General features: G+C 53.4%; 12 protein-coding genes. 10 read left to right on the forward strand and 2 right to left on the reverse strand.

The window, feature by feature from the left end:
• Positions 1-62 precede the first annotated feature (62 nt).
• From VF639_RS19235 to VF639_RS19245, 3 genes are all read left to right on the forward strand, one after another.
• A complete protein-coding gene (locus VF639_RS19235) occupies positions 63-1805 on the forward strand; it encodes a T9SS type A sorting domain-containing protein (protein ID WP_331147564.1) in 1743 nt (580 codons plus the stop codon).
• Between the two features lie 189 nt (positions 1806-1994).
• Positions 1995-3203 carry a glycosyltransferase gene (locus tag VF639_RS19240; RefSeq protein ID WP_331147565.1) on the forward strand — a complete coding sequence of 403 codons (1209 nt, stop codon included), beginning with the start codon at positions 1995-1997 and terminating at the stop codon, positions 3201-3203.
• A 162-nt stretch (positions 3204-3365) separates the two neighbouring features.
• Complete coding sequence (locus VF639_RS19245; RefSeq protein ID WP_331147566.1) at positions 3366-4625, forward strand: lipopolysaccharide biosynthesis protein; 1260 nt, start codon at positions 3366-3368, stop codon at positions 4623-4625.
• Between the two features lie 108 nt (positions 4626-4733).
• Here VF639_RS19245 and VF639_RS19250 read toward each other — a convergent pair whose 3' ends face one another.
• A complete protein-coding gene (locus VF639_RS19250; RefSeq protein WP_331147567.1) occupies positions 4734-5564 on the reverse strand; it encodes a class I SAM-dependent methyltransferase in 831 nt (276 codons plus the stop codon).
• 980 nt (positions 5565-6544) lie between these two features.
• Here VF639_RS19250 and VF639_RS19255 point away from each other — a divergent pair.
• The 4 genes from VF639_RS19255 to VF639_RS19270 all read left to right on the forward strand — a co-directional run bounded on the left by VF639_RS19255 (position 6545) and on the right by VF639_RS19270 (position 11385).
• The gene (locus VF639_RS19255; RefSeq protein ID WP_331147568.1) at positions 6545-9169 is read left to right on the forward strand and encodes a PA14 domain-containing protein; all 2625 of its coding nucleotides are present in this window, start codon (positions 6545-6547) and stop codon (positions 9167-9169) included.
• Between the two features lie 293 nt (positions 9170-9462).
• Positions 9463-10023, forward strand: a complete 561-nt coding sequence (locus VF639_RS19260; protein ID WP_331147569.1) for an RNA polymerase sigma factor — start codon at positions 9463-9465, stop codon at positions 10021-10023.
• Positions 10020-10880 carry a hypothetical protein gene (locus VF639_RS19265; protein ID WP_331147570.1) on the forward strand — a complete coding sequence of 287 codons (861 nt, stop codon included), beginning with the start codon at positions 10020-10022 and terminating at the stop codon, positions 10878-10880. Before VF639_RS19260 ends, VF639_RS19265 begins: the two co-directional genes overlap by 4 nt.
• 238 nt (positions 10881-11118) lie before the next feature.
• Entirely contained in the window at positions 11119-11385 is a 267-nt protein-coding gene (locus tag VF639_RS19270) for a hypothetical protein (RefSeq protein ID WP_331147571.1), read from the forward strand.
• A 20-nt stretch (positions 11386-11405) separates the two neighbouring features.
• On the opposite strand, the gene VF639_RS19275 is transcribed toward VF639_RS19270, so the two are convergent.
• Positions 11406-12389, reverse strand: coding sequence for an AAA family ATPase (locus VF639_RS19275; RefSeq protein WP_331147572.1), 984 nt, complete (start codon positions 12387-12389; stop codon positions 11406-11408).
• 218 nt (positions 12390-12607) lie between these two features.
• Here VF639_RS19275 and xrtX point away from each other — a divergent pair, with 218 nt between their 5' ends.
• The 3 genes from xrtX (at position 12608) to VF639_RS19290 (ending at position 16747) form a co-directional block, all read left to right on the forward strand.
• The gene (xrtX, locus tag VF639_RS19280; protein ID WP_331147573.1) at positions 12608-13177 is read left to right on the forward strand and encodes an exosortase X; all 570 of its coding nucleotides are present in this window, start codon (positions 12608-12610) and stop codon (positions 13175-13177) included.
• Positions 13170-13700: an XrtX-associated membrane protein gene (locus VF639_RS19285; RefSeq protein WP_331147574.1), complete on the forward strand. Its 531-nt coding sequence runs from the start codon at positions 13170-13172 to the stop codon at positions 13698-13700. Before xrtX ends, VF639_RS19285 begins: the two co-directional genes overlap by 8 nt.
• 218 nt (positions 13701-13918) lie before the next feature.
• On the forward strand, positions 13919-16747 hold the full coding sequence (locus VF639_RS19290) for a PAS domain-containing protein (RefSeq protein ID WP_331147575.1): 2829 nt from the start codon (positions 13919-13921) through the stop codon (positions 16745-16747).
• Positions 16748-16771 lie beyond the last annotated feature (24 nt).

Consider the following 16771-nt stretch of genomic DNA (forward strand, 5'->3'; position numbering starts at 1 on the left):
ACGTAACCAAGGACGGACTTTTACGGCGTATTCTCCACCATTCATTCCCTCACTTCCACCACATGAAAAAGATTGTACTTCCCGTTATGTTCGCACTGGCTGTGGCGGCTTCATCCGGGTCGGTGCAGGCTCAAACGGCTTGCCCGTCCACAGCTTCCAACGTTATTTCGGTGGGTACTGGCACCCCCGACAAGACCACCGGCTTCCAGATTACCACCAATACCACTTGGACCCGCAACAATATCTACCTGCTCAATGGGGTGGTGTTCGTGAACGACGGGGTTACGCTGACTATCGAGTCAGGCACGATTATCAAAGGCGACCTGAACAACCAGGGCGCCCTCGTTATCCGGCAGGGAGGCAAGCTGAACGCTATTGGCACGCCCACCCAGCCTATCGTCTTCACTTCCAACCAGCCGGCCGGCATGCGGGCTCCTGGCGACTGGGGTGGTATCATTATTTGCGGTCGTGCGCCGGTGAACTTGCCCGGGAACCCCACCATCGAGGGCGGCGTCAATGCCACTTTCGGTGGTACCAACCCCGCCGACAACTCGGGTACGCTGCAGTATGTGCGGATTGAGTATCCTGGGGTGGCCTTCGCGGTAAACAACGAAATCAATGGTTTGACGCTGGGCGGCGTGGGCCATGGCACCACCATCGACCACATTCAGGTATCGGGTTCCGGCGACGACTCGTTTGAGTGGTTTGGCGGTACGGTGAATGCCAAGTACCTAATTGGCCTAGCCGGCACCGACGACGACTTCGACACCGACAACGGCTACTCGGGCCGGGTACAGTATGGTATCTCGATTCGGGACCCCCGCCGCGGCGACATTGCCACCGGGGGCGTATCCAACGGGTTTGAGAGCGACAACGACGCCACGGGCACCACGAACATGCCCCAGACGTCGGCGGTATTTACCAACATGACCGTGCTGATGCCAACCACGCCCACTCAGGCTTCGCCGTTCAACAACGCCGATGGGGCCCTGATCCGGCGCAACTCGGCCCAGAGCATTTTCAACTCGGTGTTCGCCGGCCGGCCTTTCGGGCTGGAGCTGAACAGCAACTCGGTTAACCTGACCACGGCCAACGCAGCCAGCGGCTCGCTGGTGTTTGTCAACAACGTGCTGGCCGGCTACACAGCGCCGGGTCGGGCGGGCCGCACAACAAGCAATAGCGGCGCCACGGCGGGGTTCAGTATCAATGCCTTCGTAGGCGGCAATGGCAACGACACCACCCGCACGGTAGCGGCCCTGGGGCTGAACGGTGACAATTTTGCCTTTGGCGGCAGCGCCGGCAATCCACAACTCACTCCCTACTTCGCGTTGCCAGCTAATTCTATCCTGAATACGGGGGCCTCCTTTGCCAATGCTAAGCTGACCGGCACTGGCAATGGCGGAGTCAATAGCACCTTTGATGTAGTGACTTACCGCGGTGCATTTGGTGCTACTAACTGGGCTACTGGCTGGACTAACTTTAATCCCCAGATTACGTGCTACAACGTGCCAGGTTCCGTATTGGCTAACAAGAAAGCCGATGAGCAGGTGCAGGGCTTAAGCGTGGCACCGAACCCAACAGAAGGTGCCGCCAAACTCACATTTGAGTTGAAGCGCGCTAGCGCTGTATCGGTGCGCGTGCTGGACGTGACGGGCCGTGTCGTGGCAGTAGTGCGCGACGGGCAGAGACTAAGCACGGGCGTGCAGAGCGTCGAGTTGCCGGCTTCGCTGCAAGCGGGCTTGTACGTAGCCTCCGTAACAACGGGCGAAACCACGCAGGCCGTGCGCTTTGTAGTAACGAAATAAGTTTTCAGACTTAATGCTTGAGAAGCCTGCCTCTAATGGGGCAGGCTTTTCTATGTTTGTGGTAGAGCTCTTCAATCTTGCCAGTAAAGGCTGTAAACGGCAAGGGCAACAAACCAGATTGCGCCGTTTTTGGAACTTGGCCGAAATGATTTTGCAAGCTCATTAGAAACTTACTTTACTACCGCTTGCATGAAGCTTCGCGTGCTGCATTTGCCTAAGTGGTACCCCAACCGCTACGACAACCAGGACGGGGACTTTGTGGCCCGGCATATAGCGGCTATTGCGCAGACTTCAAGCGCTGACAACACGTTGCAAAGTGCCGTAGTTTTTGCTGCCGTAGCGCGAGGGCCGCTTCCTGCCCTGATTGATACCGAAGTAGATCTGGATGGTTCGGTTCCTACGTGGCGATACTATTATCGTGCGCGTTTTACAGGCCTGAACTCGCTCGACCGGCTAATAAAGCTGTTCCTGTGGCTGATCTGTGTCGGGCGCGGGGTGCGGGCGGTGCGTCGGCATTGGGGCGGAGCGCAACCCGATGTTGTGCACGCGCACATCATGTTGCGCACCGCTATGCTGGCGTGGTGGTTGAAGTGGCGTTACCAGATTCCTTATTTGATTACCGAACACTGGACTGTATTCCTGCCCGCAAGTACGCAGCAGTTAGGATGGTTGCGAAGACGAGTAGCAACCTTATTGGTGCGCCAAGCTGCCGCCTTCACCCCCGTGTCCGACGACTTGCGCCGTGCGCTGGCGCGGCTCGGGGGTACCAACACACGTACGGTTGTCATTCCGAATGCAGTGGATACCGACCTGTTCCATTTGCCTAACGAGCTGCAAGTGCGCTATGGGTTGTTGAATGTGGCCGCTTTCAATGAGCAGGCTAAAAACCTGAGCGGTGTTCTGCGGACGGTGGCTCAGCTACGGGCAAAGCATTCTGCGCTAGATTTTCGCCTGCGCATTGCCGGCTATGGTGCCGCCGAAAAACAACTACACCAACTTGCCACCGACTTGGGGCTGCTGGCTGATGGCACAGTAACGTTTTTGGGCAAACTAACCTCGGCGGAAGTAGCGGAAGAAATGCGTCGAGCTAAGGCGTTCGTATTGTTTTCCAATTACGAAAACCTGCCTTGTGTGCTCATCGAAGCGCAGGCGAGCGGTTTGCCAGCGGTGGCCACCCGTGTGAACGGCGTGCCTGAGTTATTGCCCGAAGACGGGTCGAGGGGTTTGCTTGTGCCTGCTGGAGACGAAGAGGCTTTAGCTAAGGCCCTGCTGACAGTGCTGCAAGCTCCGCGCGGTCGTTTTGATGCGCAAGCATTGCGGGCAGCTGCTACTGCGCAGTTTAGCTATCCAGCCGTAGGGGCCGCCTTCTGGCGCGTGTATCAACAAATCAAAAGGTGAGCTATTATTTACAGCAACAGTTACTTGGTCTTGGAGCTTAATTAGAGACGGAAACTCTCTACGCCTTATTACAAGGATCAGCCACCTTGCTTGTGGCTGATTGCTGTATGCACTTTGAACTGCTGTACCTTGCTTGAGGCTTTCTATTTTTCGTTGCCACCTATGCTTCGTCGTATCATCCACAATTTCACTACCCGCTTGGCTACGGCACTGCTGAGCTTCGTGGTAGTGTGGCTGACAGCGCGTTATTTGGGAGCAGCGGGCAGAGGAGCAGTAAGCTTGTTTGTAACCGATTGCGCAGCGCTGCTGCTCTTTATTGGGTTGCTGGGAGGTTCATCGCTGATTTACTTGGCACCTCGCCGCAACTTATGGCATTTGCTGTTGCCTGCTTACGCCTGGGCGCTTGCCGTATGCTTAGCTGGTACCGGCGTGGTGGCACTGGTGCGCGAGGTAGCCCCCACTTATCTCGGCCATTTATTGGGCTTGGCGCTGTTGCAGGCTTTCTTTTCTATTAATACGTCTTTACTGCTTGGTCGACGGCGAGAAGCCACTTACAATGGGCTTTTGGTGGCGCAAGTAACCCTGTTGGCTGGGGCACTGCTGGTGGCTTTTGTTGGTTTGCACTGGCAGCTGGTTTCGGTCTACTACTATGCCACCTATTTGGCTTATGGTTTATCGTTGGTGGCAAGTTTTTGGGCCTTAGCTCAATTGCCTGACCGGCCAAGTGGTGGGCGGCGGCTGTGGGCCACCATGCGCGAGCTAGGGCGCCACAGCCGGGGGGCGCATTTCTCTAACATCCTAGCTTTTGCTAACTATCGGCTCAGTTACTACTTCGTGGCTCATTTTGCTGATGCGCGGGCCGTTGGTGTTCTATCGGTGGGAGTGGCATTGACGGAGGCGGTCTGGTTGATTCCGCGGAGTACCGCCTTGGTGCAGTACGTTGATCTTGTGCATGCCAAGAAAGAGGCTGCGCCGGCAGCAACTTTGCCAGTATCGCGCCTGGCAGTGCTAGGTACTGCCGGGGGCATAGGGTTTCTGGCTTTGCTCCCGCCCGCCGTACTAACAGCGGTATTCGGGCCAGAATTCGGCGCAGCCCATTCCGTAATTCTCTTTTTAGCGCCAGGAGGCGTGGTGATGGCGCTCCAGATTTTATGCAGTAGCTATTTTGCCGGATTAGCCCGTTACCGTATCAACAATGCCGCTTCCGTGTTCGGGTTGCTGGTAACGCTAGCGGCCTGTACGTTGTTGATTCCTCGTTTTGGTATTCACGGAGCGGCATTGGCTAGCACCTTATCCTACTTGGTGTCCACCGCTTTTTTGCTTTATCACTTTTATCGTGCTACCGGCGCTGCGCCCTGGGCGTTTCTGCCAGGCTCTGTCGATCTGACGTATCTCTGGGGAGTTGCCCGGCGTAAGACGTAACAGCTGCTATATTAATCGTTTAGTTTGTAGCAAAGACCATACAAGGCCACGAGTCTAAAGCCTGATGTGCGTTTGGCGGCTAACTCAATAGGGGTGGATTTAGCTAGGTTAAGATGCAGGATTCTGCCTGATAGTAATTGTTACCTCGAAAGAAGGGCTAGGATCAGCCAGCGGATTAGCTCCATAGGAAGGGAGAGGAATCGGAGAGTATAAAGCGCATAGCGTATTCTCTACCTGCACAAGGTGGCCGGGCGCAGTGGCCGGTAGCCCATCCAGAATACCACTTAGCACCTCCCAGCGCGGTTGGCCTGGTTGTCGGCTGGCATCGTGCCAAACTACCACTGTGGCAGGACCAACCAAATGCTCGAATACGCGGCGTGTATCGGTGCGTACCGCTTCGTAACGATGGTCACCATCAATAAATACCACGTCGAAGTGCCCTAACGATGCCAAGTCGAAGGTGGCAGAGTTGCCGTGTAGATGCGTGATGTTTGCCAGGGGGCGCGAAAAAAAGCCGTGCAACTCGATATACCGTTCGCTTAACCCCATGGCTCGCATTTCGGCTGCCGAGAGGTTGAGTGTATGAACCGAGGCGGCCACTTCGGCCACATTAGCGGCACTCTCCCCGCGCCAGGTTCCAACCTCGAAGTAACGGCAGCTTGCTGCGCGGCCTGCTACGGCGCGAAGCAACAACAAATCGGTGGGAAGGGAGCCCCCATCACGAAATGCAAAGGGCCGTACCGTTCGGTCCGCGGCTGTCAGGAAGTACGAGAGCGGTACTATTGGCAGGCCGGCAGGCGTCAAACTGTGCGTGTTATGATTGAGTACTTGCTGCTGCCAGACAGTTTCATCGGCAGCCAGCACATGGTTGAGGAGCCACGGGTTGCGAGCAAGGCGAGCAAGACCCCGGAGGGCTTTTTGGAAGCGGGTAGTAAGCACAAGCCAAAAGTACAGCAGCAGCAGCTAAACCTATCGTGGTATGCAAGCTGACCTTGCGCGTTCATCACTTACTATCAACTGCTAGTCCAAGGCAAGTATAGTACACCGTTACTGCCATCAACGCAAAAAGCGCACTGCTCTCTTATGGTTGAATTGCTGCTAAGAGAAGGCTATTGGGGTAGGCAAATCAGAGCATAATTCACTGTACAATGTCTATATTCTGGTACTTAATTATGTTAAATAGAGAGCTGTTCTGCTATCGATCATGATCTGCTAGATATCTAATTAATTATTGATTATTCGTGATAGCCATGAAGCTGTCTTTGTTCTTGTAGATCCGTTTTATATGCTTTATCTAAGTAAAGCGTTTTTATAAATCAAGCAGAGATGCCTGTATGATAAGAATAAGTCAAAATACACGTTTGCTCATCTTTAAAGGTAAATGACAAAATAACTTTGTGTAGACGGAGTAGGTATTTTGTCTTAAATAACCAGTAAAGGGCTTATAATCTATAATAACACTAAATTTATGGTATTATATCAAGTAAGATAAAAGAAGATTATATCGGTTTAGTGTAATGCTTATTGATTTTTAACAAGTAGTTATTGTTGGTTATTGTACTATAAGATAAGTTTAATTCAATTTTTGCTGATTTTATAGATTTTGTGCAAATGCCTGTATACCTTCCTCTCAGGATGCTAGATAGAATAGCACTGTGTTGAGGATTCAAAGTTGTTTTCAGGCCCTTTAAAACTTTTGTATGCAAGTTTTTATCCACTTACGTACTCGGTGCTACAGCAAATTTTGCGCTGCAGCGGACACTCAGAAAAAACTATTGCTGACGGCGTGTTTATTGGTTCTCGCTGTTGTCACTCGAGCTCAGACTCTGACTCTCCCAATCGAAGTTCTAGGTGCGCAAGGCGTCATCCAGACTGTAAGTGTAACAGTACCATCAGGCAGCACAGCCACTAACCTGTGGTTGCAAGCCAACAACCTCTCATATGATGATAAAGCCAGCGTCCGCATCAACAACAACGCTTGGATTAATCTCAATAACACCACCTGCGACGTTGCAGAGCCAAGCAAGAGCTACGGCGGTATCGGCGGTGGGCACAACACAATCAAGCTTAAACTGGCGCTGCCAGCTGGTACCGTGCTCAATGGTTCCAACCAGATTAGCTTCCGCTTCAATCAGTCAGATGGCGTAACCATTGGTTATCGTATCATTAAACTGAACTTCTTGAATGCTGCCGGAACGCGTCTGATGCCTGCTAGTTCCTTTGCCGACGAAAACCCTGCTACTTGGCAGGCTCCTCGTTCCAGCCCCTCCGATATTAGCACTGGCGAGCAGCTTTGGAGAAACGCTTCCCTTAACGAGTCTTACTTGCCTAACGCCCGCGTACTGCAAGCCAAGTGCAGCGACTGCCACGCCCAGGATGGACGGGACCTAAAGTACTTCAACTATTCTAACCGTTCTATTATTGAGCGGGCTAAGTACCACGGCCTAAGCGTAACGCAAGCCGAGCAAATTGCTTCTTATATTCGCAGCCTCACGGCGCCGGCGCCGGCTACCGCTCGGCCCTGGAATCCTCCCTACCAGCCTGGCCCCGGCCAAGACTCCCGGCCACTAGTAGAATGGTCAGCGGGTGCTGGCATTGATGCCGTGCTCGACTCCGATGCCGAGACACTGCCCTACATTTTCCCGAACGGAGTGAACGAGGCTGCTGTAGCAACCACTGCTACGCTCAACATCCGGGAAATTCCAGTAGCAATGCAGTTTCTGGACTGGAAACACTGGTTGCCTATCGTGCATCCTAAAGATGCCTGGGGCACCGACTTCACCAACTCCAACCTGTACAAGATGTACAACGGGCAGGGTAGCGGCAACACCACCATGAATCTGCGCCAGAGCTTGGCCTCCGGAAACCAGCCTTACCGGTTAGCAGAAGCGTACATGCCCGGTATGCAAGTTGACATGGCCAACTGGCAGCATGAGCGGAACATGTTCCTAATGCCGCGCGTAGCCAACGGTACAAACTGGAATCGGGAGCACGCAATAAAAGTGTATTCAACGGCCCTGTGGCAGACGGTTAAGTTTTGGGAATTGATGCAGGAGTTCAACCTGGAAGGCATGGGTCCTGCACTATATGGCAGCAAGAGCGAAGCCCGCACGTGGCCTGGTTTGTTGCGTCACGTATTCGAAACGTCGCCGCAGCGCTTGAATATTCCGTTTGGCCGCAACGATTTGTCGCACAATAACAAGGCGGTAAACAATGTGTACGCTTCCAACGTGTGGTATCACACGCAAATGGTGCTAACCAGCGGCAACCGCCGGGGCAACGGTTTTTATCCAGTGGACTGGGGCTACTTGTACGGTCTGGTTAAGGACCTGAGCATGGCAAGCAACGACCGTGTTTCGGAACTGTCCCGCATGCTGCTGATTGTAGTAAAAGCCGCTCAGCAAGCAGATAATGGACATGGTCCGGACAATCCTTTTGAAGGCTGGAACCTGATGCGTAACCATGCGCCAAGCGTCCTCATAGAAGATATTCAGGAGAATCTTTGGGAGCATGTAACGCCTGCCATGAAGAAAAATATTCTGGAGGCCTACCTGCGCGCCTGGTTCACAAAGAGCCGTTCGTATCCTGCCTCTCGGTATGCACGTGGCTTCGACCCCTTCGAAGCTTCGCCTACCAACTACGTGCCGGTTATTCCACCGGCTGGTGCTGGCAACTCCGCCGACAAAGTATGGTATATGATTCCGCAGATGCGGCGGGCGGGCGTTGATTGTGCCCTGCTCAATGACATTGCGGACTGGGCCAAAGTTATGTGGCCAGCTGGTAACTGGGCTTCGCTGAAGGTAACCAACTGCGCTCCTCAAGTAGTGCTGCGCAACCCTGAAAACCCCGCCCACACTCTTTCCGGCTTGGAGTATGGCTACTACGAAGGGACCTTCAACACCTTACCTAACTTCGCTGCGCTAACCCCTACCCGTTCAGGTGTTGCCTCTGAAATCAGTTTCGCTCCCACCTTGCGGCGCAACGACTTTGCCCTGCGCTTCCAAGGGTTCATCGACGTTCCTACCGACGGTCTGTATCAGTTCCTAAGCGCTTCTGACGACGGTTCCCAAATCTATATCGGCTCGCAACTGGTTGTCGACAACAACGGTGCGCACGGCTTAGACGAGAAAACTGGCACCATTGGGTTGAAAGCGGGTAAACATGCTATAACGGTGGCCTACTTCGACCATGGCGGCGACAGAATAATGAACATCCGGTATGGCGGCCCAAACAACCTCAGAGGCAACATTCCCGCTAGCAGTTTGTCGCGCCTCAACCCAAATCCGCCTTTGTCGGCAAAAAGCGCAACAGCCGTGGAAATCAGCTTGTACCCAAACCCGGCTCGCGCTGAAGTGAATTTGAAAGTGCCTAGCCGCAACGCAAGCTACCGGGTACTCGACCAGCTAGGTCGGTCGGTGTTGCAGGGTACTGCCACCAATGGTGCTGCCGTAATCAACGTAGCGAATCTGGCTGCTGGCCTTTACCACATGGAAGTAACAACGCCAGAAGGTCGTAGCGTAAGCAAGTTTGTTAAGCAGAACTAAACTCTTACCAATTTTAAGAAAAGCCGCTTCCTGTTTGGAGGCGGCTTTTTTGCTTTGAAACAGCAGCCAACGGGAGTTGCTTTTTGGAAAATAAAACGCTGGCAACTATTTTAAAGCCAAAGATTTGGCTGCTTTCGTCGAGGAGCTTTATTCCTTGAAACCTGCAGCCAGTAAAGCGTTGGCAGCAGCAAACCGAAATCGAAAATAATCTTGGGTAAGTCGGCAGCCTTTTTCAGCGCCAGCTTGTCTGCCTGGTATTCCCTGCCACGATTATGGGAGCGAAAAAATCCTGCATGCCGGCTTCTTCCGACCTCGACGCCCTGCTTGCCCGCTGCTCCCGCCGCGAACCAGCCGCTCAGCGGGCGTTGTACGCTCGTTATGCTGGCCGCATGCTCGGAGTAGCTCGTCGGTACGCACGCACCTTGCCGGAAGCTGAAGACATTTTGCAGGATGCCTTCGTGAAGGTTTTTACTTATTTAAGCGAGTTTCGAGCAGAAGGCACGCTCGAAGGCTGGATACGGCGAATTGTTGTGACCACGGCTATCAACCATTGGCAAAGTGGCCGTATGCGCCGCCAAACGCAAGGCGCCTCGCTCGACGACATAGCCGATCCGCCAGCTGCTGATGCTTCGGCTCTCGACCAATTAAACGTGGCAGAGGTGCTGGCCCTGATGGAGCAACTACCCGACGGCTGCCGCCTGGTGTTGCTTTTATATGCTGTCGATGGCTATTCTCACCGCGAAATCAGCGAACTGCTCAACATTCAAGAAAGCACGTCCAAAGCTCAACTCAGTAAAGCCCGCAAACACTTGCTGCAACTCTACCACCGGCAGAATAACTACATCCGACTATGATTCAGGAAACTGAAGATGACCGTTTGGACCAGTCGCTGCGCGACACGTTCAGTGATTTCGACCTGCCGCCTTCCAACCACGTTTGGGCTGGAATAGAAGGCCATTTGTCGGCACTGCCGGGCGCCCCTCGGCCAGTGCCGCTCTTGCTAGTGCTTCCCATCGTAGGCTTGGTGGGAGTAGCAGTCGGGTGGTTACTGCCCCGCCCTGCGGTACTCAGCCCTGCCCCGCAGCCAACTACCGAAGCTGCCGCCAAGACCCGAACAGCTAGCCTGCAAACGCAAGTGCTTGCAAGAGGGGAAACTGCTTATATAATACCTCGGTCCTCAACGGCCGCGCTAGCGTTCGGCTATGCACCTAATTTGGGTAGCAGCCAGGTTAGTAAGTCAACGAGTAGGCCAGCACAAATGCCTGCCTTGGATAAAGGCAAAAGCCGGAAAACTGATTCTCACCCTGTTTCTCACCCCGAGCTGATAGCCTCTGCTAACACGATTACACCCGCCACCGTTTTGCCTTTAAACTTGGCATCTGCAACTGAAGAGTTGTTGCCCTCGCCTATTTATAACGCAGTGCCAGCAGAATTGCCAATTGTAGTACAAACTGCACCCGTGACCGATTCGCAAGCACTTGATATGGCCGTAGCTGCCGTGCCGCCCATTGGTAATAAAGCAGTTGGAATAACTGAATTAAGCTCGAAAGGAGAGGGGCTGCGGGAGCGGCGCCCTGAATATCGGGTGCCTACCCACCGGTTGGCGGAGCGGGGGCGAGGACTGCGGCGGATTCAAAATAACCTTGCCAAGCACTGGCAGCACGTGTTTGGGTCACGTCGGGCCCGTGTAGCCGCCCAACCCGATTTCTAGGAAAAGAGCCTAGTGCGCGCGAACAGATGGGCGATTAACAGAGAAGTTGAAGACCGGATGAGTATTCCCTCAGAAAATAAATGACAGTGGGTGGCAGCCTTTTTTATGGTTGTGCTGTCTAGGGAGGAACAAACTCGAATTTGTTGGAAGTGCTGTCAATTCAACTTACTAATTACCCCGCTTTGCGGGTTTAGATAGTGTATCCTTTATGGCCGTCCTGATACAGTCTCCTACCAGCTTGCCCTTACCCTCACGTGTTGTTGCACCTAGTCGGCCCGAATCATCAGGGCTGTGGCTGCTGACGGCTACTTTGTTTCTGTTGCTGATTGTGGGGCGCATGACCAGCTATACTGGCGTTACGCGCACTGTTAAAAAAAGACCCACCAACAGCATGCTTCTGCCCCCGCAGAGCTTTCAGCTGCCCCTCACGCGTGGTACATTACCGGCTGTTCCTGCGCCAGCAAGTACCTGCTCATCAGTTTTTGTCACGGCGGCCACGCGCTAGCCGCTTTCAGAATGCTGTAATCAACTGATAGGCACCTTGCCAAGAATAGCTTCAATAAGGTCTTGGGTGCGAATCCCATCGGCTTCGGCTTCGTAGGTGAGCAGGATGCGGTGGTTTAGCACGTCGGCTGCGACGTCTTTTATGTCCTCGGGCAGCACATAGTCACGCTCGTCAAAATACGCAACAGCTTTGGCCGCCCGGTGTAGCGCAATACTAGCTCGTGGACTTACCCCAAACTGCACATACTGCTGGAACTGAGGTAGGTCGTAGTCGGTGGGTTTGCGAGTGGCGAATACCAGCTCGATGATGTACTTCTCGAGCGTCTCGGAAATTTGAACCTGATTGATTTGCTGCCGGATGCCAAAGATGTCTTCTTTGGTTAGAATTGGATTGACTTCGCCCACGTAGCTCATGTTGGCCATGCGCCGCATCACTTCCAGCTCGTCGGTTTTTTTCAGATAATCCACAAAAACCTTCATCATAAACCGGTCGACCTGCGCTTCGGGCAAAGGATAGGTTCCTTCTTGCTCGACTGGATTCTGGGTGGCGAGCACCAAAAAGGGCAGATCGAGCGGGTAAGTAGTTTCGCCGATTGTCACTTGCTTTTCCTGCATGGCTTCCAGCAAAGCGCTCTGTACTTTAGCCGGCGAGCGGTTGATTTCATCGGCCAGTACAAGGTTGGAAAAGATGGGGCCTTTCTTCACTTCAAACACCGACTGATTCTGATTGTAAATCATCGTGCCTACCAAGTCGGAAGGCAGCAAGTCGGGAGTGAACTGCACCCGCTGAAAGTTAAGGTGTAGGACCTTCGATAAGGTGCTGATAGTAAGAGTCTTGGCCAGTCCCGGAACTCCCTCCAGCAAGATGTGGCCGCCCGTAAATAAGCCAATCAGCAAGCGGCCTACCATGTAATGCTGGCCCACTACTACCTTTCCTACCTCGGCAAATACCTGTTTAATTTTTTGCTGATAGTCGGGGAGAGAGGTTGTTTCGGACGAAAGCATACGCGGCAAATGAAGAGGAGAGTGGCAATAAAGGTAAAAAATCAGGCGTCTTTGATTAACAGCTACAACCTACGGCAAGAAAGTCCAAGGTGAGGATAAACCCGTAGCTTGTTTACTTCTAAATTCATCTGTCCCAAGCAAATCAGCTACGTCTGTACGATGTAGATGTTATCTTAGGGCTACGCATTGAAGCGCACTGAAAAATCATTTCAACTAGTATGACTACGACCACTGCCACTGCTTTGCCTCCTGCCCGTTCTTTGCGGCGCTTTCTGGTGCTGGCAGTTGTTCTTTACTTGATCTGGTTTTTCACTTATGAATACTGGGTACTGCCGGATGGTCGGCTCAACTCGTTTCTTTCTCAAAACATAGCGGCTGCCTCGGTTGGCCTGTTGCGTATTCTTGGCTTTCCTGCTAGCCTTGACCCTGAGCGTTCTACCCTAGTGATGATGGGGAAGCAGCAGGCGGTGTATGTTGGCGATTATTGCAACGGACTGGTGCTCTACGTATTGTTTATGGGTTTCGTGCTTGCTTATCCTGGGCCGGTGCGACACAAACTCTGGTTTATACCTGTCGGCATTCTATCTATTTATGCTTTGAATGTAATACGCGTAGCCGCACTAGCTATCAACCACTTGTATTCCTATAAAACAGTAGATTTCAACCACCACTACACGTTTACATTTGTAGTGTACGGTTGTATATTCTTGCTCTGGATGCTGTGGGCGCGGCGCTTGGCTCTGCCTGCTACCACGGTTAGGTCGCAAAGCGAAATGGAGCATGCCTGAACTAGCAACACCGCGCCCTGCGGGTTTAAATCGCCTGCGAATTGTAAATGGCTTGGTGCGAGCGGCCGCGGTAGTTGGCTTAGTACTCGTGCTTTTTTATTTAGGTACGTATGATTGGGTGGTATTTGATGTGCTAGATGCGGGCTGGCACAAGCTGCTCAGTAGCCTGAACTTAACCGAGCAATTAGCTGCTTTGCAGCGCGGCGTGAACGGCCAAGTAACCCGACGCAGTTTGCCTACCATGCTTACGTATGGTGTGCTGTATACCAGCGTTTGCTTGCTGTTACTGCGTTTACTACTGCCTCGGGGTGGGCGGCGCATGCGCCGCGCCTTGCTACTGTATGCAGCAGTGTTTGGAGCTTGCACCTTGCTGCTGATAGGAGGAAAACTGGCCGGCGACGCACTGTGGGCCTACCGACTTGGTCGTCGCCTCATCGACTTTGTTGTTTCGCCATTGCCTGTTGCGGTGCTGGTGCCTTTACTGCGCTGGTACACCACGCCGAATGAGTTGCTTAAGCAGTAAGTAGAAGTAAGACGTACTATTGGAGTCAAGCAATCGTAATTGTACTTATCCTTAGTAATAGGAATTGATAAAGCGGCGGCGTGCGCAGAAGGCAGTTGTACTGACCGAGTAAGGGGGGCTGCTTGGCGGCTACGTCGCATAGTTCAGCCAGCCTCTCTGGGATGCCGCTGTAGGGGCGTTACCTTAGTGAAGTTGTAAAAACTGTGCTGCGCTTCTTTATGAAACCATCTGCTTCCTCTATTCCACTCTTCACTGCCGGACAACCAGGGCAGCCTGCTGCTGAGGGGCAAGTGGAGGAGTTGAAGCGGGAGTTAGCAGCTACTCGGCAACGGGAACAGCAACTGCGTGCTCAACGCGATTTTTACGCCGATATTCTTCAAGAGCTGCCCGTTGAAGTAGTGGTGCTGGATCAGCATTTTCGATACGTGTATGCCAACCCGCAGGCCGTACCCGACGAGGAAGCCCGCACTTGGCTGCTTGGCCACACTATATTAGATTATTGCCAGCGCTACCATTTTCCAGTTGAGCTGGCCGAGCAGCGCCGCCGTGTGTTCGATGAGGCTTTGCGGGAGCAGCATTCGGTTACCTGGGAAGATGTCACGCCTTATCCGGAAGGGCCGCGCAGTCACCGGCGCTATTTCAAGCCAATGGCTCGGCCTGCTGGCGAGCCGCCGCTTATGCTCGGCTACGGCCTCGACATCACCGAGCAGCTTGCGGCAGAGGTGCGCAGCCTCCACAACAAAGCAATGACCGACGAGCGTCAAACGCTCATCCAACAGATTACGGATGCCAGCCCGCAAGTTGTTTACGTGCGTGATGCGCAGGGCCAGTTGATCTTCCGCAATCGCGCTTTCAACGAGTTGGCAGCACGTAGTCACCACGTCAGGACGCCGCAGCAGCTTAACCTAACTGAAGCAGTTGAACTGCACCAATGGGAGGCGGCGTACCGGGAGGTTTTGCAGCACCAGCAGCCTGTTTCACGGGAAAGCTCCTGCACCCTAGCTGATGAGAGCGTGCTTTGGTTTCAAATCAGCAAGCTGCCGTTACCGCAGCCCGATGGCACCGTGCACGTACTCACTATTGGCACCGATATCACAGAAATAAAGGAAGCTCGCCAGACGCTGGAGCGCAGCACAGCGCAGTATCGCGACTTGCTGGCCCATACCCAAGCGCTTATTGGCACCCACGACTTACAAGGGCGACTGTTATCAGTTAATCCGGCCATAGAAGAACTAATGGGTTTGCCGGCTGCCGCCATTGTGGGGTGTCACCTCACGCAGGCCGTGCCACCTGAACTGCGGGCAGGCGTGCAGCACTACTTAAGCGAAATTAAAGTCAGCAAGCATAGCCAAGAGGTGATGAAACTTGTCAATCAGCACGACGAACAGCACTACATTCTTTTCAATAATTTCAAAGTGGATGATCCAGGAAAAGAGCCGTACGTGGTAGCTTACGGACAAGTAATTACCGAGCGGGTAGTGGCTGAACGAGAGTTGCGCAGAGCCAAGCGCGAAGCCGAAGCAAACGCGCGGGCCAAAGAAAATTTCTTGGCCAATATGAGCCACGAAATTCGTACGCCCATGAACGGCGTACTTGGTATGGCCAGCCAGTTAGCCAAAACGCCACTTGATGCGCAACAACGGCAATATTTAGATACAATTCTGGCCTCGGGCCGCAACCTATTGGCCGTACTCAACGATGTACTGGATATGGCTAAAATATCGGCAGGCAAGCTGGAGCTCGAACATATCCCGTTCGACCTCAGCAAATCTATTCGCACAGCAGCTCAAACCTTGGCGTACCGGGCAGCCGAAAAAAATCTGATTTTCGATATTCAACCCCTGAGCTTAACGGAGCCTGTGGTGCTCAGCGACCCATATCGGCTCAACCAGGTGTTGCTTAATTTGCTAAGCAATGCCATTAAGTTCACCGAGCAAGGCAGCGTCACGCTTGGCAGCGATTTACTCCGCGAAACGTCCACGGCCGTTACCATTCGGTTCTGGGTGCGCGACACGGGCATTGGGATTCCGGCCGACAAGCAGCAGCAGATTTTCGAGAACTTCACGCAGGCCTATGCCGATACTTCCCGCCGCTTCGGAGGTACCGGGCTTGGCCTGACCATAAGCCGAAGCCTGGTGCAGCAGCTAGGAGGCGAACTAGAATTATCTAGCACGCCGGGGCAGGGTACGTGGTTTGCCTTTACACTTACGTTACCGAAAGCCCCTATTCAGCAGGCGCCGCCGGTGCCCACTCCGCCTGACTACAACCGCCTGCGGGGTACCCGGGTGCTGCTCGCCGAAGACAGCGCTACTAATCGCCAACTCACCACTCTCATTCTTAAAAACTGGGGTATCGCCGTTGACAGTGCGGTGAACGGTCCCGATGCCTTGGCTCTGTTCCAGACCCGTGATTACGACGTGATATTGATGGATATTCAGATGCCCGGCATGAGTGGCATCGAAGTAACCGAAGCTATTCGGCTGAGCCCGGACCCGGCGCGGGCTGATATTCCAATTATTGCGCTGACCGCCAACGCTTTCCGCACAGACCGGGAGCAGTATTTGCAGGCTGGTATGAACGACTGCCTCACCAAGCCATTCGAAGAAGCCGACCTCTACCACAAGTTAGTCGCTCAGCTTTTTCCTGTTGAAAATTCCATTTCGATGCCCGCGCCCCTGGTAGCAATGCCCGCATTAGTTGATAAGGCTCCCTCGGCCGCTCCGCTTTTCGATTTAACTCAACTAGAAAAAAACGCCCACGGCAACCAGGAATTCATGCGCCGCATGATTAACGTGTTTCTTACCGAAATACCAGTGGTAGCTGCTGACTTAACCGACGCTGCGGCGGCCAAAGACTGGCTCGCCTTAATCACATTGGCGCACAAGCTGAAATCTTCCTTGAAATTGTTTCAAGTATCCGCCGCCTTCGACGACCTGCACATTCTGGAAGAACAGCAGGCCTCACCGGATACGCGCCAAGTAGCTGCCCGCCGCCTTAGTGAGTTGTTGGAGCGAGTATGCGCCGCTTTGCAACTAGCCGTGGGTTAGGTAAAAGGTACCTCGTAAGATGGT

The sequence above is a fragment of the Hymenobacter sp. genome (assembly GCF_036387835.1).
Lineage (GTDB): Bacteria > Bacteroidota > Bacteroidia > Cytophagales > Hymenobacteraceae > Hymenobacter.